Raw genomic sequence first — 19,415 nt, 5'->3', positions numbered from 1 at the left:
TCGGTGGTAAAGAGCAAACTGTCCGTCATGCAGCTCATGCTGCTCATGTACCTCACGATCATCACCACCGCTATACTAGTCGTGCCCGCTAATACGTCCATTGTGGCGAGAACGGATATGTGGTTCACCCCGCTTTGGTCTCTGCCGGTCGGGCTTCTCGCCTTTTGGGTCGCTTATCGGCTGCACCAGTATTATCCGGGAGATACTCCGATTCAATATTTCCCGAAGCTGCTGGGCAAGATTCCGGGAAAGGCTCTCGGCTTCCTCTACGTCCTGCTGCACATCTTCATGGCCGCCTTGGTCTTGAGAGAATACTCCGAATTTATTATGGGCCCTTTCCTGGATCAAACCCCGATCCTTGCTGTAATGGGCTCCGTTCTCGCCGTCTGTGCTTATGCGGTTCACAAGGGAATCGAGGTCCTCGCTCGGATTTCGGTGCTATTCGTCATGCCCTTCATGGCATTGATCGTGTTTACAATGGTTCTTTTGTATCCCGTGCTGGAGCCAAGAAACGCTTTGCCCTTTCTTGAGTTCGGGATCGTCCCCTCCTTGAAGGGCTCTTATGTAGCTCAGGGCTGGATGTCCGAATTTTCGCTGGTTGCCTACTTCATGCCGTTTTTACCGGTCGGAGCTAAGCCGGTGAAGGCCATGACCCGAGCGGTGCTGCTGGTGATCGCTACGCTTGTTACAGTAAACTCGACCGCTCTACTCTTGTTCGGCATTCTCACGCAAAACCTCAGCTACCCGTTTCTTGTTGCGGTGAGATTTATCAGCTATGCCAACTTCTTCGAGCACCTGGAGGCTGCCGCGATGGTCATCTGGGTAGCCACCCTGATCGTGAAGCTGTCGGTATTCTATTACATCTCGGTGAGCAATATCGCTCAATGGATCCAAATGCCGGATTATCGGCCGCTTGTCGTGCCGATCGGAGGAATTATCCTGGTAACCGGGGTTGTGATGGTACCTAATCAGGAAACCTTATCTTTATTCCTGAACATGGCCGCACCGGCCCTCTTTCTGTTGTTTCTGCTGATCATCCCCTTGCTATTATGGGCGTTGGCCTCCATCCGTTTTCGTCATTCCTCCAAAGGAGCGACTGCTTCATGAACGGGCGTTTGATCCGCATTCTTCTTGTCCTCCTCGCGGCCATTCTGGCAATGGGACTGAGCGGCTGTTGGAATCGGAAGGAGGTCAATAACATCCTGATCGTGCTCGGAGCAGGAATCGACAGTTTGCCGGACGGCAAAATCGAGCTGACCGCCCAGTTCTTTAATTCAGCCGGCAAAAGCTCAGGAGGAGGCGGTGGCGGAAGTGAGGGAAAGCTAGCGGAAGCCTCTCCAGGACAGACGCTTGTGCTCAGCGCCTCGGGGAAAACATTGTTCGATGCGGTTCACAATCTGCAGCGGAAGCTTCCCCGAACTCTCTTTTGGGGACATAACAAGACGGTCATCTTCGGCGAAAAAGCGGCGGAACGGGGACTCAAGAATGATATGGATTTCTTTCTACGCTATTCCCAGACGCGCGAGAGAACGCGGGTTCTCGTCTGCGAGGGCACAGCTAAGAAGCTGCTTGGCGTAAAGCCTGCGGTTGAAATCAGCTCCTCCATCAGCCTTATGTTTCTTATTGAACAGCAGTACGGCATCGACCGTAATTTGAAGGATCTCGCGGAGGGCATTCTCGGGGAATCCCATGCGATCGCTCTGCCCTATGTGAAGGTGGGGATGAACAATATCGGCTCCGAGAATATCAAAACGCTGCGGGGTTGCGCTTTACTGCAGGATGGTAGGATGAAAGGCTATTTAAATTCGAATAAAACACGGGGCATGCTTTGGGCGGAAGACCACAGCCGCTGGATCAAGCTGTCGGTTCCCATTGGAGAAGGAGCAGCGGAAGGCGAAAAAGAAGGGGAAAACGTCAACTTGCAAGTCGTAAGAAGCAAGTCGAGCTTCAAGCCGAAGATTGAAAAAGGGGTATGGAAGTTAGAAATCTCCGTGAACGCCCAGCTGTATGTTATCCAAAATTCATCTGATCTAAAGATATCCACTCCTGAGGCAATCCGCATGGTCGAACAGGGAAACAATCGGTTGATTGTCCGCGATATCGAAGAAACGATGGAAGACCTGCAGAAGAGCAACATCGATGTCCTGCAGGTCGCCCAAATGTTTCATCGCAAATATCCGAAGGAATGGAATAAAGTAAAGGATCGTTGGTCCGAGCAGTTCCCGAAGGTGGAGATCACCGCCAAGGCGGAGAGCCACATCTTGAGGACCGGGATGTACAGTCGTCCCTAAAAACCCGGAAGGTTCACCCGTATTGAGCGGTGTGCAGCCTGGAGTAAATCCCTCCGGCTGTCACCAACTCTTCATGAGAGCCTTCCTCCGCGATCCCGTCTTCGGTGACCACCACGATCCGGTCCGCATTCTTGATCGTCGCGAGCCGGTGGGCAATGACAAGCGTCGTCCGTCCGACCGCCAGCTCGCTGAGAGACTGTTGGATGGCGGCTTCCGTCTCAGTATCTAGCGCTGAAGTCGCCTCATCCAAAATCAAGATCGGCGGGTTCTTCAGGAACATGCGGGCGATGGCGAGCCGCTGTTTCTGGCCTCCGGACAACTTCACTCCCCGCTCTCCGATCACCGTGTTCATCCCTTCCGGAAGCTGGCGGATCATCTCGGCCAGCTTGGCTCTTCCCGCCGCTTGCCAGATCTCCTCCTCCGAAGCGTCCAGCTTGCCGTAAGCGATGTTCTCGCGGATGGTGCCGGAGAAGAGGAACACATCCTGCTGCACAACCCCGATCTGCCTGCGAAGAGAATGCAGGGAATACCTGCGGATGTCCACACCGTCGATGGTAATGCTTCCGTCCGTCACATCGTAGAAACGCGGAAGCAGGCTGCACAGGGTGGTCTTGCCCGCGCCTGACGGCCCTACGAACGCAACGGTTTCACCGGCACGGATGGACAGATGGATGTTGTGAAGCGTCTTTTTGTCCTCTTCGTATCCGAAGGAAACCGCTTCATATCGAATGTCGCCCTTCAGTTCGGACGCCTCCCTCGCATCGGGAGCGTCAGCTACATCCGGTTCGGTATCGAGCACTTCCAGGTAACGTTTAAATCCTGCTATCCCCTTCGGGTAGCTTTCAATGACGTTGTTGATCTTCTCGATCGGTCGGAAGAAGACATTGGTCAACAGAAGGAATCCGACGAACTGGCCGTTGGTAAGCTCACCCTGGAGAACGAACCAGGTTCCGGCAATCATCACGAACATGGAGACCAGACGCATCATCATATAGGTGATGGAGGAGCTCTTCGCCATGATTTTGTAGGCGAGCAGCTTCGTCAACCGGTATTGGCCATTGTTCACCGCGAACAGCTTTTTCTCATGTTCTTCATTGGCGAATGCCTGAACGACTCGAATGCCGCCGATATTATCCTCGACGCGAGCATTGAAATCGCCGACCTTGTTGAACAAGCTGCGGAAGGTGCCGGTCATTTTGCGGCTGAAGTGATAGGCAACCCATACCATGACTGGAATCACGAGAAAGGTGAGCAAGGTCAAGGTCGGATGGATCGAGAACATCAGAATGAAGGAGCCGATCAGCGTCATGATCGCGATGAAGACATCCTCCGGCCCGTGATGGGCCATCTCTCCGATATCGTTCAGATCATTCGTAATCCGCCCGATCAAATGCCCTGTTTTGGTGTTGTCAAAATAGCGGAAGGACAGCCGTTGAATCTGCTCGAACAGCTTCTTGCGCATGTCCGTTTCGATGTTGACGCCTAACATGTGACCCCAGTAAGTCACGATGAACTGCAAGACCGTATTCAACAGGTAAACCCCGAGCAAAGCCAAGCACGCGATCAAAATGAGCGACCAATCGCCGCTCGGAAGCAGCTTGTCCACAAATTCGTTGACGGCGATCGGAAAAGCCAGCTCAAGCAGCCCGGCGATCACCGCACAGGAAAAATCCAAAGCAAACAGCCCTTTGTAAGGCCGGTAATACGTAAAAAAACGGCGAAGCACTCCTATCACGCTCTCTCTGTATCATTTTCAGTTCGGTCCAGGCGCCTCGTCCAGCCAGCGGATCTTCTCGCTGACAGGGCGGCGGCGTCCGGTCGGCGCTTCGCGATCCGGCGCACCGATGTACACGAGGGCGACGAGTTCTTCCGTTTCGGACAGCTCAAAAGCGGCTTTCATCCTCGGATGAACCATCGGAGCTCCGCTGCGCCAAATGGCTCCGAGACCGAGCGCATGGGCCGCGAGCAAAAGGTTTTGAACTGCTGCATGCGCCGCAGCAAACTCTTCCGCCCTCTGAACGTGCGGGTCCGCGGAGGGAGAGACCGAAACCGCAATCACGACGGGAGCCCGGAACGCCTTGGCCGCCTGCTTGCGGCGCAGTTCCTCCAGATTCTCCGTCTGCCCGGTCCGTTTCGCTTCCTCCTCCGCGATTGCGGCATAAGCATCGCTGAGCAGTTGCCTTCCGCCACCGGTCAATACCGTAAAGCGCCACGGCTCAGTCGCATGGTGACTCGGCGCCCAATTGGCCGCTTCCAGAAGCCGTTCGATCTGTTCACGCGAAACCGGAAGTTCGGCGGCAAATTTCCCGATGCTTCTTCGGCCGCGGATCGCTTCAAAGAGTTCCATCTCCCTCGCATCCTTTCGCTTTCGCTGGCTTCTATTTATGAGCCGCTTCCATGATGAGCTCCCGCACTTGATCCAGCGCGGAATCCGCATGATAGCTTTCCATGTTTGCCCGATAAGTATCCCGCTCGTTCCACACCGACTCCACTCGGGCTTGCAGAGCTTCGGGAGTCAGGTCCTCTTCGGGAAGAACGGACGCATAGCCGGACTTCTCAAACGACTGCGCGTTCAGAATCTGATCTCCCCGGCTTGCCCCTTTTGGCAGCGGGATCAGAACCATCGGCTTGCGCAGCGCCAGAAATTCAAAGATGGAATTCGAGCCAGCGCGCGACACCACAAGATCGGCCATCGCCAGCAGATCGGGCAGCTCCTCGTTCACATATTCGAATTGAACGTATCCGTACCGGTGAAGCGAATGGTCCACTTGCCCCTTTCCGGTGAGGTGGACGATCTGAAAGCCGGACAACAGCGGAGTCAGCGCTCCTCGAACCGCATCATTGATTTTCTTCGCGCCGAGACTTCCTCCCATGATCAGCAGCACGGGAAGCCCCGGTTCAAGACCGCTGAACCGATAGCCCCGTTCGATCCGTCCTTTCAACAATTCGGGCCGCACGATCGCGCCGACGCATCGGCTTTTGGCTGCCGGTAGCTGCTCAAGCGTCTCGGGAAAGGTCGTACAGACCCGGTTCGCGAACGGGATCGAGATGCGGTTGGCGAGCCCCGGCGTCAAATCGGATTCATGAATGACGACAGGCACCCCCTTCAACCGGCCAGCAATGACGACGGGTACGGAAACAAAGCCGCCTTTGGAGAAGATGACCGCGGGTTTGATTCTCCGAATGAGATGATAAGCCTGCCCGATCCCTTTCAAGGTGCGAAAGGGGTCCTTCACATTTTCCATCGAGCGGTATCGGCGAAGCTTTCCCGTCGAGATCGGGTGGTAATGGACCTCCGGGAGCCGAGCGATCAAGTCTTTTTCAATTCCGGTGTGAGAGCCGATGTAGTGAACCTCCCATCCCTCCCGAAGAAAATGGGGGATGAGGGCAAGGTTGACGGAGACATGGCCTGCCGATCCGCCACCGGTAAATACAATCCGATCCTTCATAACGACTATCCCTCTTTTAGGAAGCGCAAAAATGGTCGATCGCCTTTGGCCCTATAAGGGGAACCAAAAGGATCGCACTTCTGTGATTTTAACATAAATCGGCTTCCGGCGGTTTGGCTTTTGCAGCCGAGATGCCGAAAAATCAAAAAAAGGACTGTTCCATCCCCCATACAATGGGATGGAACAGTCGCAATCGGTCAATCGCCCGAAGGATCAGCTTCTTATTGATTCAGATAAACGGTCTTGCCTGTCTTGGCGGACTCGTAGATCGCTTCGAGAATCTCGGAGACAACAAGCGCTTGCTCCGGCAGAACAACCGGGTCCTTGTCTTCGAGGATCGCTTCCGTCCACAGACGCGCTTCCAGATCGGCATCAGACTCCGCTTGGCCCGAGTAGAAGGCGACGCCTCCCGCTTTGGTATCGACCTTGGTTTCCCACAGACGGCCGAACTCTTCACCGTTCAGACGGAGGCCGTCTTCCATATCGGCGCCGCCCTCGGTGCCGCACAGGGTTACGCGCGCTTCTTTGACATCGAGGGTGTTAAGAGCCCAGGAGGCTTCCAAGACGACGCTTGCACCATTCTCAAAGGTGATCATGCCAAAGGCGGAATCCTCAACGGTGAATTGCTTCGGATCCCAAGGCCCGAAGGCATTGGCGGCATTCTCGCGGCCGGACAGCTTGTGGAACACGGAGCCGAGCACAGCAACCGGCTTGTAGTTGTTCATCGTCCACAGCGTGAGGTCAAGAGCATGCGTTCCGATATCGATGAGCGGTCCTCCGCCTTGCTTTTCCTCGTCGAGGAACACCCCCCAAGTCGGAACCGCACGGCGGCGGATTGCATGCGCTTTCGCATAATACACTTCACCAAGCTTGCCGGATTCGGATACCTTCTTGAGGTGCAGGCTGTCCGGACGGAAGCGGTTGTTGTAGCCGATGGTCAGCTTCTTGCCGGTGCGCTTAACTGCTTCGAGCATGAGGCGGGCGTCCGCAGCCGTCTTGGCCATCGGTTTTTCGCACATGACATGCTTGTCTGCTTCCAGAGCGGCGATGGTGATCGGAGCATGGGAATCGTTCGGGGTACAGACATGAACGACATCGAGGGTTGCGTCCTTCAGCAGTTCTTTGTAATCGGTATAGACGATGGCATCCGGGGTGCCGTATTGTTCTTTCGCCTTTTCGGCGCGCTCCACAACGATATCGCAAAAAGCTACCAGTTCGACGGTTTCCGTCAATTTGGACAAACTCGGCAGATGCTTTCCGTTCGCGATTCCACCGCAGCCGACGATGGCGACACGCAATTTCTTCGACATGGAATAATGTCCTCCTTTGAGTGAAAAACAGCTTTAAATTATCAGCCGTTCATACTACAATAAAGTATAGCAAGCGCTTTTCTAAAACGAAATGTTTGATCTGGTCGATCTTCTATGTAATTTTGGCATCCGGGGGTCCGTATGGAAATCACAAAGGAGAACATTCAATACGAGAATCCGTTTCTCTGTATGAAAATCTTCGAAGCAGACCGAGGGATCAGCACTCTCGGCAATTGGCATTATCATAAGGAAATGGAGATCCTCTTCGTAGTGAAGGGAGAGTTTGAAATCCATACCGAGGAAGGCTTTTATCATATGACAGATGGGGACATCCTCGTCATCGGTTCCTCTCAGCTTCACCGCGATCGCGTGCTTACGGAGGAATCCCGCTATTATGTTTTCCAGTTCGACATGCAATATTACATGGAGCCGAGTATCCTGCCCTATCACCGCTTTTTCCTGGAGGAAGACTTTCCGTTCAGCCGCCTGAATTATATCTTTCAAGAGAACGCGGAAGCCCGAGAGATCGTCCAGGCCTGCGTGCGGGAGATTCATCACGAATCTCAGCATAAGGAGTCCGGCTACGAGATCGCCGTCAGTCTCTTGATCAAGAAAATTTTGCTGACGATCCTGCGCAACGATACCCGCAAGCTGCTGAATCATCCCGATAGCGCCGAAGTTCTTCGCCTGAAGCCAGTCCTTACCTATATTGAGGAGCACATCGAGGATAAGATTCATGTCGAGGAAGCAAGCCGCATCGCTAACATCAGCTATTACTATTTCGTCAAATACTTTAAGAAAGTGCTCGGCATGTCCTTCCTGGAATATGTGAATTTCAAAAAGATCAAGCGGGCCGAACGCTACCTGCTGACGAAGGATATGAGCATCGCGGAAGTTGGCGAAACGATCGGCATGCCCAATATGGCCCACTTCTACAAGTTGTTCAAAAAGTATAACGGCTGCTCTCCGAACGAGTACCGCAAGAAAATGCTCGAATGGTCGAGATAACTCGGCAGCGAGCTGAATAGAGTCCTAGTACGCTGTCAGCTTAAAAACCGTGGTCTCCGCACAACCTCCTCTACCAATTGCCGCTTCAATCCACACGATTAGGGCTGACAGCGTATTAAAAGCCTCCTGAACGGCTCGTGATCGAGCTGCTGCGGGGGCTTTTTGGCATTTGGTTATGTGACAGGGCGAAAGTTCATTTGTGTATTGACAGCAAGCCCGATCTGGCTTAAAAATGGAGTATACTAATAGTTTACTTTCATGCACAATCAGTTTACTTTGAAAGGAGTGTCTGTGTGGGAACGAAGGATCGCAAGGAATCGGAACGGGAGATTCGCCGCACGGCGATATTGGATGCGGCGGGAATGGTGTTTGCACGCAAAGGGTATACGAATGCGACGATGGACGACGTGTCTCGAGAAGCGGAATACAGCAAACGCACCGTATACGTCTATTACTCAAGCAAAGAGCAGATCTATCTCGAGCTGATGATTCGGGGGTATCGCCGGATGCTCGGCCTTCTCTCTCAGGAAGTGACGCCCGTGGCAGAAAATTCGTTCGATGCGCTTATGGAGCTTCGTCATATCGCCCGGACCCTATACCGCTTCAGCACGGAATATCCGTTTGATTTCCAGGCCATTGTCGAGTACGAAACCGGTGAGAGGGATTTTGCAGGAGAAGGTACCGATAAGCCGCGGGAAGATCTGTACGCCTTAGGAGAAACGGCTCTTGTCCGGGTGCAGGATACGCTCGAACGAGGCGTCCGCGAGAAGCAGCTCCGCTCCGATCTGCACGTTCCCACCGCCTCTCTTCTTCTCTGGTCTTCCCTGTTCGGCGTGCTCAGTACAGCATCTCGCAAAGGAAATTACCTTCGACACTATTACAGCCTTACGCCGGAGGATTTCGTGGAGGAAGCCTGCCGTCTGCTCACGGATGCTCTCCTGCCCGCAAGAGGAGCTGATCAAGCATGACACGAAGGTGGAAGAAAAGGAGTTGGCGAAAAATTATGGGAGTCGCTGCAGCCTGCTTGCTCGGCTTGTTCGTTCTGTGTGTCGCCGTCCTGTTCACGGCAAGCGGCATCTGGCAGGAGCCTCGTTACCTGGAGCCCTGGAAGAAGACTTATGCGGATGCTTATCCGGATCCAAGGCTGCACATCGCCGCTCAAGCTCTGCTAGCGCCCAATAATCACAACATGCAGCCTTGGAAGCTCAAGCTTGATCCGGATAATCCGCTCGTCTACGAGCTGTTTGCCGATCCCGCCCGAATGACGAAGGAGGCGGATCCGGCCTCCCGTCAAATGATGATCACAGTTGGAGCTTTTTTGGAATATGCGAGAATCGCAGGGGAGCAGCTCGGTTACGCGAGCCGCATCGAGTTTATGCCGGACGGAGCCTATGAGGAGAACGCACTGGACGCCAGTATGGCAGCCAAGCCCGCCGCACGAGTGACTCTTACCAAGACAGCTCCTGCTGATAGCCCGCTTTATCCCCTGCTTTTTCAACCGGACACGAACCGGCTTCCTTATAAGGCTCAGCCTCTCTCTGATGAGCAAGCCAAGCAGCTTAGCCAAGTGGAATCGGAAGCTCAAGGGCTCCATGTAACGCTTGTCCGAGATGCCCTTCAAGTGAATGCCATCAGCCAGTATGCTCAGGATGCCGCTGCCGTCGAAGCGGCTAACGAGCGAGTCATGGCCGAATCGGCCGCCCTCTTCCGCGCAAACGAACGGCAAAAGAACAAATACCGGTATGGCTTCTCCGTGGAGGGACAAGGCACAACCGGTATCCTGAAGCATGTGTTGCAGGGCCTGGTAACCCTCTTCCCCGGTATGAACAGCGGGAAAGGGGCGGAAGAGCGATACGTGAAGTCCGCCAATGAATCTGCGGAGCACACTCCCGCCTACGCGCTGATCGAAAGTGCCGCCAATGACCGCATCAGCCAGATTCAAAGCGGTATGCTGTACGCCAGATGGGCGCTGACGGCGGAATCCCTGGGCCTCGCCGTTCAGCCCATGAGCCAAGTGCTGGAGGAATACGAGGAAATGGCCAAGTTACGCGAGAAATTCCACGCGGAGTATGCCCAGCATGGCGGAACGATCCAGATGCTGATCCGGGTCGGTGTTCCAACGGGCGAAGTTCCCCGGAGCATGCGGCGCGACGTAAGCGACCTTCTTCTTCCCTAACAAGACCGCTTGTTTCCTTCGAATGTAACGAGGACCATAACCGATGACTGCTTGTGTCCTTCGAAAGAATTGCGAACCGCTACTGATTACCCGCGCGCAGACCTTTCCCGGAATCTCTCAATCATAAACTGGCGGAACTTCTGCGCGGCCGGAGAGAGGTACCGGCCCTCGACCCACGCCATTCCGATCAAGCGGCGGCAGATCGGGGCGCGGACCGAGAGAACCGCTACCGCATCCCGATTCAGGCTCTTCTGATTGGGGACGATCGCCACTCCGAGTCCGGCCGCGACAAAGCCTTCGATGGTCGTCACTTCATCACCCTGAAAGGCAATCGTCGGCTCAAACCCTGCTATCCGGCATAACTCATCCGTAATGTGGCGCATGCCAAAGCCTTTCTTGAACGGAATGAACGGTTCGTCGCGGATCTCATTCAGCAGAATGCTCCCGGAATCCGCCAAGCGATGCTGCTTGGGAACGATGACGCAGAGCTCGTCATACCATAGATTCTCCCATTGAACGCGCAAGGCCGTCTCGCGAGGGGATGCCATACACAAATCGATATCTCCGGCCTCCAACTGCTGTAGAAGCCGAGGCGTGCTGTGCTCGTGAAGCTGAAACTGGATATTCGGATTCTTCTGCTGAAATTCCGCGATGAGCCAAGGAATGTGCTCGTAGCCGAGAGTATGCAGGAATCCGAGGGACACCTCCCCGTGATCCGGGTGGAGCAGGTCCTCCAGCTCCTTCCTCCCCTCTTGATACTCTCGCAGAATGCGGTTGACCCGCTCCAAGAAGAGCTTCCCGTATCGGCTCAAGGCGATCGAACGGCCGCTGCGCTCAAAGAGCGGCACGCCCAGCTCCTTTTCTAACCGGGCGATGGAGCGGCTGAGCGCGGGCTGAGATACGGACAAAGCTTCCGCTGCCATCGTCATATGCTGCATACGAGCAACGGTTTGAAAATATTCAAGCTGCTGCCACTCCATGTCCTTATCCCCCATTCATAACGTTACGGTTATGGATTTCATGTAAACAATGCATTGGACGTATTCATTATAGCGGTTTTATACTGAATTTTGTCAAACCAAACTCATCCAGTTTTTGCTTGTTACTCGAAGGGGATATGAACGATGGATTACGTGGAAATCGGCAGTCGGACTCACCGGCGCGCAGCGATCGGCATGCTGCTAGGCAGCATCGTCAGCTTTGCGATTATGTACAGCCCTCAGCCTCTCATCAGTCTTTTCTCTAAGGAATACGGTATTTCCGCAGGCACAGCCGGACTCGCTGTTTCCGTGACCACCATGGCTTTGTCCGTCAGCCTGTTGTTCGTCTCCATTCTATCGAATCGCTGGGGCCGCAAGCTGATCATGAGCGTGTCGCTTCTCTCCACCTCCATCCTGGCAATCGCTTCTGCCTTCGTCCACGATTTTCAGCTCTTTCTCGTCATTCGTTTCCTGGAAGGCATCAGCGTAGCCGGATTTCCTTCGGTCGCCATGGCTTATCTCAATGAAGAATTCTCTCCAAAATCCATCGGCAAGATCATGGGCATCTATGTCGCGGGAACTTCCATCGGCGGCTTTGTCGGCCGAATCGTCATCGGGGCTCTCACCGACTTGTTTTCCTGGCAGATTTCACTCGTCATGTTAGGAAGCATCAGCCTCTTGTGCAGCCTCTGGTTTTGGCTCTATCTGCCGGCTTCCCGCAATTTTGCCGCCAAGAAAACATCCCTCTCCGTATGGTCGAAGGAAATGCTCGTCAACCTGCGCAACCGCGATTTGCTCCGGCTGTTCGCCATCGGCTTCCTGCTGATGGGGATCTACATCTCGGTTCTTAACTATATCGGTTATCCCCTCACGCATGCGCCTTACAACTTGAGCCAAACCGTCTTCGGCTTCCTGTTCGTCGTCAACCTGGCCGGCACCTACAGCTCCCTCCTGTTCGGACGGCTTGCCGATCGGTTTCCGCGCTCTCATGTTCTCGGGTTCGCCATGGCCATCTTCACCGCAGGTGTGCTGCTCACGCTGAATCACCTGCTCGTGTTGAAGATTATCGGCGTCGCGCTCGTCGCCTTCGGCTTCTTCGCCGCCCATTCCGTCGCGAGCGGCTGGGTGGGGATTCTCGCAAGCCGCGAGCATAAGGCACATGCCTCTTCCTGCTACCTGCTGTTCTATTACGCCGGCTCCAGCCTGATCGGTTGGTCCGGAGGCACCTTCCTCACCCATTACAGCTGGAACGGCCTCGTCTACTACTTGTGTGCGCTCATCGCCATTGTCTTCCTGCTCGCTTATCGTTCCGGCGGAACTACTCTCCCGGTCTCGAAGAGAGTCGCGGGCAATCCCCGAAAAGTCGGACACGCTTAATCGCCTGCACGTCAGCGATAGGATCGTTTGCTCGATCCATACACGAACCGTTCATAGAAAAGCCGGCGCCCCAAGGGATGCCGGCTTTTCTCATAGATGGTGATGCAGGATGTCGAGCTACTTCTTGACCGTACCAATCAGCTTGTAGCCGACCCCGCGGATCGAATCGATCTGAACGGATTCCTGATTCATCTCCAGCTTCTTGCGCAGGGAGCTGACATGGACGTCGACGGTCCTCTGTCCTCCGATGTAATCAAAGCCCCATACGACGTTCATCAGATCGTCGCGGGTGATGACGACGCCGGGTCTTTGCACCAGGTACAACAGAACCTCAAATTCCTTCGGCCGGAGCGGAATCGATTCACCGTGCAGATGCACCTCGTACTTTTCCGGATAGATGCGAAGGTCGCCTACTTGAATGACCTTCTCATCCTTCTCTCCCATTGCGGGAGCTTCGTCCGGATGCACCCGCCGGAGAACGGCCGCCACTCGGGCTAGCAGCTCGGCAACCCCGAACGGCTTCGTGATATAGTCATCAGCTCCGTACCTCAAGCCCTGCACGACTTCCTCCTCCGCGTTGCGGGCGGTCAAAATAATGACCGGCGTCGTGCAATTCTGACGGCGCAGTTGGCTGAGCACTTCAAATCCGTTCATCCCCGGAAGCATGATATCGAGAATGATCAAGTCGAAGGGATGCCGAAGGGCAAGCTGCAGGCCTTCTCCTCCATGATCGACCGCTTGAACCTGATAGCCTTCTTGTCCCAAATTGTACGTGAGAAGCCGGGATAGTGTTGGCTCGTCCTCCACAACCAAAATTTCATGAGTCATGATCGATCCCCCGAATCCCTAGAACTTGTCCTCAATCCGAACCGCGCATAGGTGGACATGTTGAGTTCGCTTGTTAAGAGCGCAAAGGCTTGTTTAAGCGGTTAGCATCGTCCACTTCGCGTCGATCCCGATTGGCAACTCGCTCCAGCAGAATAATCGCTATATACGATCTATTGTAGCACAGCTGAATGATTTCTCCTCATTGGTGAATGACAGGCAGCTCGATGATAAACGACGAGCCGACTCCAACCGTGCTCTCCACACGAATCGTGCCGCGATGAAGCTCGACCAGATGCTTGACGATGGACAAGCCGAGGCCGGTTCCGCCTGAGCTGCGGGAACGGGCTTTGTCCACCCGGTAGAACCGCTCAAAGATTCGCGGCAAGTCCTTCTTGGGGATTCCAATTCCCGTGTCCGTAACCGAAATCCGCACCCGATCGTCTTGATCGTCTGTTGCTCCCGGCACATGCTCGGCGCGCACATGGATTTCACCGCCCTCCGGCGTGTAGCTGATGCTGTTGGACAGCAGATTCAACAGGATCTGCCGGAGCCGGTCTTCATCCGCTTCCAGATAGAGCGGAGCGGCAGGCAGCAGATCGAGCCGGATATGTTTCTTATCGGCTTCGGTCTGAACCATGCGCAGCGAGGCCTTCAGGAACTCGTTCAGATCGATCGGAGAGAAGTCGAGCGGCACCCGGCGGGATTCGATCTTGGACAGCGCGAGGATATCGCCGATCAGTCGGTTCAGCCGCTCGCTTTCGTCATAGATGATCTTGACGAAAGCATGTGCCGCTTCCTCGTCGTCAAGTGCTCCGTTCAGCAAAGTCTCCGCAAAGCCTTTGACCGCCGCAATTGGCGTCTTCAACTCATGAGAGACGTTCGCCACGAATTCGCTGCGCATCTTCTCCAGGCGGCGAACAGCCGTCATGTCATGCAGCACGACCAAGGCTGCAGCCATCCCGCCTTGTCCGTCCATCACCGGAGTGGAGCTGACCTCCATGATCCGTTCCTCGGGGAAGTAGAAGACCATCTCGTCCCGAAGGGTCTCTCCCGTTGCCAAACAGGTTTGAATGAGCTGGGAAAATTCATACTGCTGATTAGCGGCTGTATACGCATGGTTCAACAGCTCTTCCGCCGTGAAGCCGAGGAACTCCTCCGCTTTCCGGTTGAGCAACATGATCCGCTCTTCTCGGTCGATCATGATGATCCCGCTCTGCATGCTGTCCATCACGCTCTGCAGGCGGCTCTCGTTCTCCACGATTCGCCCGAGCTGAGTCTGCAGGCTTTCCGCCATCGTGTTGATGGCGAGGCCCAACTGCCCGATCTCATCCTTGCTGTGAATCTCCACCCGGGACCGGTAATCGAGGTTGGTGATCTGCTGGGCGACGCGGGTGATCTTTTCCAACGGGCGGGTCATGCTCCGGGCGATCCGGTAGCTGATTACTCCCGCGATTAAGACAAGCGCGGCGAGCCCTGCCAGCAGGAACAGCCAAAACCTCCGGAGCGAATCCTCGACGTCGCTAAGACTCATAGCCAGCCGGATATACCCGACGACTTTTCCCGATGAATCCGCTACCGCTTCCGCCGCATACATCATGTTCTGATTCAGCGTCTCGCTGTGGCGCACCGCATACCCGGTCTTGCCGACACCCGATTCCTTAACTTCTTCCCGGTCCAAATGGTTGCCCATTCCCTGAATGTCGTGATCCGAGTCTCCGAGCACCTTGCCGTCCGCCCGGATGTAGGTCACGCGGGAACCGGCCGATTCCCGAAGCTCGCGAATCATCGAGGTGTAATACGCTTCCGTGTCCTTCTCACTGCCGGTCCGCGACCAGTCGGAGGTAGCAAGGAGAACCCGAATCTCCCGGTCCATATTGGTCTCCAGGGAAGACATGTAGCTGTTGCGCAGCAGCTGCGCCGAGAACAGTCCGGCTGTCAGCACGGATATTCCGATCAACAGCAGGAACACCACGGTCAATCTCGTACGGTAACGCATTCGGCGCCCACCTTTTTTTCGTATGCTTGCCCGTTCGACTGCAGGGCTCTTCGTACCAGTATAACGGACTGCGATTCCGGCATTGTTAAGGCATTGTAAACGCCACGTAAAATGAGAGCTAGCCGATGCCGAATTTGTCATTACTCCGCCTGTCTTTTATAATGATGGAAGTCTATCGGAAGGAGCCTTCCCATGAAACGAGCGACAGGGGGAATCCTCGCGGTTCTCCTCATCCTGAGCTTTCTCCTCTCCCATCCCGATCTCATTCGGGCCAAAAGCACTTACAGCGGCCAGGTCGCCGTTCTGATGTATCACCATATCGCCGACGACAACACCAGCTCCTCGACCATCACGACCCGGTTGTTCCGCGAACAGATCGCCTACTTGAAGAAGCAAGGCTACCGGTTTATCTCCATCGAAGAGTTCAAGGCGTTCCTTGGAGGGGCTTCCGTTCCGGATAAAGCCGTTCTCGTGACCTTCGACGACGGTTATGAAAGCTATTACCGGCTCGGCCTCCCGATCATGAAGGAATACGAGGTTCCTTCCATTAACTTTATCATCACTTCCCATTTGCGGCAAAAGCGTACGACCGGCATCCCCGCGCTCAGCGCCGAGACGATCCGAACGATGCTTGCGGAGACTCTTCTCGCCAAAGTGGGCAGCCACAGCGACGATCTGCATCGACAGGCTGACAACGGCACCGGAAAGCCGCTTCTAGTCGCCCGATTGACTGTCGACGGGCACACGGAAACCGATAGCGAATATGAAGCCCGCATCCGAAACGATCTGACCACAAGCCGAGATACGCTGAAGGAGCTTTCCCCGGAAACTTCCGATGTCATGGCTTATCCCTATGGCGTGTACGACAAAAAATCGCTCAAGTTGATCAAGGAGAGCGGAATCCGGTACGGCTTCACCATCGCTCCGGGGATGGTCACCGCTTCAAGCAACCCGCTTACCCTCCCCCGCATCAATGCGGGAAGCCCGGACATCTCCCCGGATAAGCTCGACAAGCTGATCCGCAACCGGGTCGTGTTCACAGCCGTACCTTAGCCCCCGAGTTTGCGGTCAGCTCCGAAACCGCGGTATTCACACCCTCTCTCAGCCTTTTTGGCGCAGGATCATCTACGCGATAGGGGATGCCAGCGTTCAAGCCTGCGGCCTCACTTCATCGTGCTGGTTGGGAGGGTGTTGATGGGGATGAATCCGATACGGTTACATCCTCATTCCGGTCATGTTCCCCGACGTATACCGCCGAAGTCCTCTCCCGAAGAACCAAACCGCGAAGAGAGACAAGCCGATGGAGAATCCGAGCGCCGCGAGAAGAAACGGGACATCCACAGCCGCTTTCAAGACCTTGATCGGCATGTAGCTGATGAAGCCGGCGGGGATCAGGGTGAAGAGAAGCACTTTGCCGAGACCTTTGAAGATGTCCGTCGGATACACCGTAAACGTCACGAGACTGTCGAACAGTTGACTGCTCAGCCCCTCCGTGTTGCCAAAATAGAAGGCAAGCGACCCTACGATGATCGCTACACCGAGGAAGATGAGAAAACCGATGAAGAGCGCGAGCAGGAATTTGGCCAGTCCCAAGAAGCTGACATCCCCGACCCATAAATAGACGAGGATAGCGAAGACCAGATCGCCGATGGCGCTCACCGACATGCGGGAGACCAGAACGTGCAGCAGGATCGGCTTCGGTTGGGTGAGGTACGCATCCAGTTGGCCGGTTGCGATCAGTCCGGGCAGCCGGAACGCATTGCCGAAAAGGGTTGCGACCAGACCAAAGGCGCCTGCACTGATTCCCCACATCAGCATGACATCGTTCAAGTCCCACCCGTTCACGACCTGGAAGCGGTCGAAATAGATCCACCAGAAGAACAACCACACCGCATTGTTGATCAGCATCGTTCCTGCGGTGATCAGGAAGCTGAAGCGAAATTCCATGGCTCCGGCCAGGTTCAGCTTCCAGCACATTTTGATAAACGAAGTCAGTTTAGCCGCCGTTGACATGAAGCTTTTTCACTCCTTTCCGATACAGCAGCACCGCGCAGACACCGAGTACAAGGACCCACCCCAACTGAACAGCCAGCATCTTTGGAAGCTCCGACGCATCGAACGCGACAGCCATCTTCGCCGGAAAATACAGCACCGTTTGAAACGGCAGCCATTCACTCAGCTTGCGAAAGAAGGTCGGGAAGATCTCCAGCGGCATCATCATGCCTCCGATGGTAAACAGCAGCTTGCGGTAGACGAATTCCAGCCCGCGAGTTTCCTCGATCCAGAAGGCGGCCAGCGCCAGCATCAGGTTCAGCAGAAAATTCACGGTGAATGCACCGAGCGATACCGCAAGGAATCCGAGCCAGCCGAAGCCGAACGAAGGTGCGCCGAGCACGAGGAGACCGAGCACAAGTCCTACCGCCAAATTGACGACAAGTCGGAAATAGACTTCCCCGAGATAAGCGGCATAATGATAGCCGATGTAATGGACAGGCCGGATCAGCCGGTAGCCGACATCGCCGGATTTCACCTCTTCTTCGATCCGTCCTGAGAGACTTGGCGTCGCGAGCGTCATCGATTCGGAGATGATGAGGTACCAGATCATCTGCTTGAAGGTGTAGCCGGCGATCGTCGTGCTGCCTTCTCCCCCGTAGGTGGCTCCCCACAACTGCATGAACACATAGATGATGATGATCAGAAACAGCGTCCGCATCAGAAAATCCATCACATACGCCAGTTGATTCTTGATGGTGACCTTGCCGATCGCCGTGTATTTGCCGATTCCCGAGACGAATGCCGTTCTCATGGACATCCCCCCTCTTCTGCGCTGCTACATCGTTCATTGGTTTCTTGCTCCCGTGAATAGATGTGCGTGATGATCTCCTCCATTGCGGGATCTTCAATGGTGATGTCTATGATTCGCCAATCTTGAACCATGCGTCCGAGCAGCTCATCCATCGAGATCTGCGTGGTATCCACCGCCAAGCGGATCCCCGTCCCTTTGCGTTTGACCACCTCGACTCCGGGCAGCTTGAGGTCAGGCGCTTCCTCTCTCAGCTTCAGGTGCAGCGTCTTCTTCCCCAAGAAATCCCGCTTCATGTTGGAGACGGAGTCGTCAAGGATGACCGTGCCATGATTGATAACGATCACCCGCTTGCACAGCTGTTCGACATCTCCGGGGTCATGGGAGGTCAAGAAGACAGTCGTTCCTTCCTCCCGATTCAGCTCGCGAATGAGCTCTCGGATCTTCTGCTTGACGACAACGTCAAGACCGATGGTCGGCTCATCGAGGAACAGTACCTCCGGGCGGTGCAGCAGTGCCGAAGCGATCTCGCAGCGCATCCGCTCTCCGAGCGACAGCTTGCGGACAGGAGTCTGCAAGTAGGGCTCCAGCTCGAAGCGCTGGATGAGCAGATCACGGCGGCTGAGGAAATCGCTTCGGGGCAAATCGTAGATGCGCCCCATCAGCTCAAACGTATCCATCGGCGGCAGGTGGTACCACAGCTGCGATTTCTGTCCGAAGACGCAACCGATCCGATAGGCCAGCTGCTTGCGGTCCTGCCAGGGACATAACCCCAGAACATCCGCCGAGCCAGCCGTCGGATGGAGAATCCCCGACAGCATCTTGATGGTGGTCGATTTCCCGGCTCCATTCGGGCCAAGAAAGGCAAGCGTCTCTCCTCGGTCTACGTCGAAGTCGATGGAATGCACCGCCTGCTTCTCCCGAAAGCGAGGATGAAACAGCGACCGTACACTCCCGGATAACCCCGGTTCTTTCTCTTTGACGGCAAACGTCTTCGTCAGTCCTTGCACCTTGATGACAGCCATGCGACTTCCCCCTTTTTATCGCTTTCTCATGGTAAAGCCAAAAAGACCTTCGGCTTTTCCGCCCGTATAGGCGGAACTTGCCGAAGGTCTTTTATCCCTTACGGTGTAGCGCCAGCGTATCGCGTCGGCGCCCGGCTTCGCTTGGACCCTGCGCCTTCGCGCTAGCCCTAGA

At 55.0% G+C, this 19,415-nt stretch carries 17 protein-coding genes; 7 read left to right on the top strand and 10 right to left on the bottom strand.

What is annotated here, in order from left to right:
• Positions 1-3: 3 nt before the first annotated feature.
• Positions 4-1,107, top strand: a complete 1,104-nt coding sequence (locus BN2684_RS17380) for a GerAB/ArcD/ProY family transporter (RefSeq protein WP_058303398.1) — start codon at positions 4-6, stop codon at positions 1,105-1,107.
• Positions 1,104-2,291, top strand: a complete 1,188-nt coding sequence (locus tag BN2684_RS17375; protein ID WP_058303397.1) for a Ger(x)C family spore germination protein — start codon at positions 1,104-1,106, stop codon at positions 2,289-2,291. Before BN2684_RS17380 ends, BN2684_RS17375 begins: the two co-directional genes overlap by 4 nt.
• 13 nt (positions 2,292-2,304) lie before the next feature.
• Here the strand turns inward: BN2684_RS17375 and BN2684_RS17370 are convergent, their stop codons facing one another.
• The 4 genes from BN2684_RS17370 to BN2684_RS17355 all read right to left on the bottom strand — a co-directional run bounded on the left by BN2684_RS17370 (position 2,305) and on the right by BN2684_RS17355 (position 7,050).
• On the bottom strand, positions 2,305-4,017 hold the full coding sequence (locus BN2684_RS17370) for an ABC transporter ATP-binding protein (RefSeq protein ID WP_058303396.1): 1,713 nt from the start codon (positions 4,015-4,017) through the stop codon (positions 2,305-2,307).
• 27 nt (positions 4,018-4,044) lie between these two features.
• Complete coding sequence (locus BN2684_RS17365) at positions 4,045-4,638, bottom strand: nitroreductase family protein (RefSeq protein WP_058303395.1); 594 nt, start codon at positions 4,636-4,638, stop codon at positions 4,045-4,047.
• A 31-nt stretch (positions 4,639-4,669) separates the two neighbouring features.
• Complete coding sequence (locus tag BN2684_RS17360) at positions 4,670-5,740, bottom strand: undecaprenyldiphospho-muramoylpentapeptide beta-N-acetylglucosaminyltransferase (protein WP_058303394.1); 1,071 nt, start codon at positions 5,738-5,740, stop codon at positions 4,670-4,672.
• A gap of 221 nt (positions 5,741-5,961) precedes the next feature.
• Positions 5,962-7,050 carry a Gfo/Idh/MocA family protein gene (locus tag BN2684_RS17355; RefSeq protein WP_058303393.1) on the bottom strand — a complete coding sequence of 363 codons (1,089 nt, stop codon included), beginning with the start codon at positions 7,048-7,050 and terminating at the stop codon, positions 5,962-5,964.
• Positions 7,051-7,191: 141 nt separating this feature from the next.
• Between BN2684_RS17355 and BN2684_RS17350 the strand changes: the two genes are divergently transcribed.
• The 3 genes from BN2684_RS17350 to BN2684_RS17340 all read left to right on the top strand — a co-directional run bounded on the left by BN2684_RS17350 (position 7,192) and on the right by BN2684_RS17340 (position 10,234).
• Entirely contained in the window at positions 7,192-8,058 is an 867-nt protein-coding gene (locus BN2684_RS17350; protein ID WP_058303392.1) for a helix-turn-helix domain-containing protein, read from the top strand.
• Between the two features lie 293 nt (positions 8,059-8,351).
• Positions 8,352-9,026: a TetR/AcrR family transcriptional regulator gene (locus BN2684_RS17345; protein WP_058303391.1), complete on the top strand. Its 675-nt coding sequence runs from the start codon at positions 8,352-8,354 to the stop codon at positions 9,024-9,026.
• A gap of 35 nt (positions 9,027-9,061) precedes the next feature.
• On the top strand, positions 9,062-10,234 hold the full coding sequence (locus BN2684_RS17340; protein WP_234340267.1) for an Acg family FMN-binding oxidoreductase: 1,173 nt from the start codon (positions 9,062-9,064) through the stop codon (positions 10,232-10,234).
• Positions 10,235-10,320: 86 nt separating this feature from the next.
• Here the strand turns inward: BN2684_RS17340 and BN2684_RS17335 are convergent, their stop codons facing one another.
• Complete coding sequence (locus BN2684_RS17335) at positions 10,321-11,214, bottom strand: LysR family transcriptional regulator (protein ID WP_058303389.1); 894 nt, start codon at positions 11,212-11,214, stop codon at positions 10,321-10,323.
• A 144-nt stretch (positions 11,215-11,358) separates the two neighbouring features.
• Here BN2684_RS17335 and BN2684_RS17330 point away from each other — a divergent pair, with 144 nt between their 5' ends.
• Complete coding sequence (locus BN2684_RS17330; protein WP_058303388.1) at positions 11,359-12,591, top strand: MFS transporter; 1,233 nt, start codon at positions 11,359-11,361, stop codon at positions 12,589-12,591.
• 117 nt (positions 12,592-12,708) lie between these two features.
• Here BN2684_RS17330 and BN2684_RS17325 read toward each other — a convergent pair whose 3' ends face one another.
• Both BN2684_RS17325 and pnpS read right to left on the bottom strand, forming a co-directional pair.
• Positions 12,709-13,419, bottom strand: a complete 711-nt coding sequence (locus BN2684_RS17325; RefSeq protein ID WP_058303387.1) for a response regulator transcription factor — start codon at positions 13,417-13,419, stop codon at positions 12,709-12,711.
• A 199-nt stretch (positions 13,420-13,618) separates the two neighbouring features.
• Positions 13,619-15,415 (bottom strand): two-component system histidine kinase PnpS, encoded by a 1,797-nt coding sequence (pnpS, locus tag BN2684_RS17320; protein ID WP_058303386.1) that lies wholly within the window; start codon positions 15,413-15,415, stop codon positions 13,619-13,621.
• Positions 15,416-15,607: 192 nt separating this feature from the next.
• Between pnpS and BN2684_RS17315 the strand changes: the two genes are divergently transcribed.
• A complete protein-coding gene (locus tag BN2684_RS17315) occupies positions 15,608-16,468 on the top strand; it encodes a polysaccharide deacetylase family protein (protein ID WP_058303385.1) in 861 nt (286 codons plus the stop codon).
• A gap of 162 nt (positions 16,469-16,630) precedes the next feature.
• On the opposite strand, the gene BN2684_RS17310 is transcribed toward BN2684_RS17315, so the two are convergent.
• The 3 genes from BN2684_RS17310 to BN2684_RS17300 are packed head-to-tail and all read right to left on the bottom strand — an operon-like array spanning position 16,631 to position 19,243.
• Positions 16,631-17,428 carry an ABC transporter permease gene (locus BN2684_RS17310; protein WP_058303384.1) on the bottom strand — a complete coding sequence of 266 codons (798 nt, stop codon included), beginning with the start codon at positions 17,426-17,428 and terminating at the stop codon, positions 16,631-16,633.
• Positions 17,412-18,221: an ABC transporter permease gene (locus BN2684_RS17305; RefSeq protein ID WP_108722229.1), complete on the bottom strand. Its 810-nt coding sequence runs from the start codon at positions 18,219-18,221 to the stop codon at positions 17,412-17,414. The genes BN2684_RS17310 and BN2684_RS17305 overlap by 17 nt, the downstream gene beginning before the upstream one ends.
• Positions 18,218-19,243, bottom strand: a complete 1,026-nt coding sequence (locus BN2684_RS17300) for an ABC transporter ATP-binding protein (protein WP_058303382.1) — start codon at positions 19,241-19,243, stop codon at positions 18,218-18,220. The genes BN2684_RS17305 and BN2684_RS17300 overlap by 4 nt, the downstream gene beginning before the upstream one ends.
• Positions 19,244-19,415: the final 172 nt, after the last annotated feature.

The sequence above is a fragment of the Gorillibacterium timonense genome, from assembly GCF_001457415.1.
GTDB lineage: Bacteria > Bacillota > Bacilli > Paenibacillales > NBRC-103111 > Gorillibacterium > Gorillibacterium timonense.
The sequence above is the reverse complement of the archived record's forward strand: the minus strand, read 5'-3'. Positions and strand labels throughout refer to the sequence as shown.

Coding starts and splice junctions, on each gene's coding strand:
- BN2684_RS17375 (WP_058303397.1), top strand. CDS start 1,104: ATGAACGGGCGTTTGATCCGCATTCTTCTTGTCCTCCTCGCGGCCATT.
- BN2684_RS17365 (WP_058303395.1), bottom strand. CDS start 4,638: ATGGAACTCTTTGAAGCGATCCGCGGCCGAAGAAGCATCGGGAAATTT.
- BN2684_RS17360 (WP_058303394.1), bottom strand. CDS start 5,740: ATGAAGGATCGGATTGTATTTACCGGTGGCGGATCGGCAGGCCATGTC.
- BN2684_RS17355 (WP_058303393.1), bottom strand. CDS start 7,050: ATGTCGAAGAAATTGCGTGTCGCCATCGTCGGCTGCGGTGGAATCGCG.
- BN2684_RS17350 (WP_058303392.1), top strand. CDS start 7,192: ATGGAAATCACAAAGGAGAACATTCAATACGAGAATCCGTTTCTCTGT.
- BN2684_RS17340 (WP_234340267.1), top strand. CDS start 9,062: ATGGGAGTCGCTGCAGCCTGCTTGCTCGGCTTGTTCGTTCTGTGTGTC.
- BN2684_RS17335 (WP_058303389.1), bottom strand. CDS start 11,214: ATGGAGTGGCAGCAGCTTGAATATTTTCAAACCGTTGCTCGTATGCAG.
- BN2684_RS17330 (WP_058303388.1), top strand. CDS start 11,359: ATGGATTACGTGGAAATCGGCAGTCGGACTCACCGGCGCGCAGCGATC.
- BN2684_RS17325 (WP_058303387.1), bottom strand. CDS start 13,419: ATGACTCATGAAATTTTGGTTGTGGAGGACGAGCCAACACTATCCCGG.
- pnpS (WP_058303386.1), bottom strand. CDS start 15,415: ATGCGTTACCGTACGAGATTGACCGTGGTGTTCCTGCTGTTGATCGGA.
- BN2684_RS17315 (WP_058303385.1), top strand. CDS start 15,608: ATGAAACGAGCGACAGGGGGAATCCTCGCGGTTCTCCTCATCCTGAGC.
- BN2684_RS17310 (WP_058303384.1), bottom strand. CDS start 17,428: ATGTCAACGGCGGCTAAACTGACTTCGTTTATCAAAATGTGCTGGAAG.
- BN2684_RS17305 (WP_108722229.1), bottom strand. CDS start 18,221: ATGAGAACGGCATTCGTCTCGGGAATCGGCAAATACACGGCGATCGGC.
- BN2684_RS17300 (WP_058303382.1), bottom strand. CDS start 19,243: ATGGCTGTCATCAAGGTGCAAGGACTGACGAAGACGTTTGCCGTCAAA.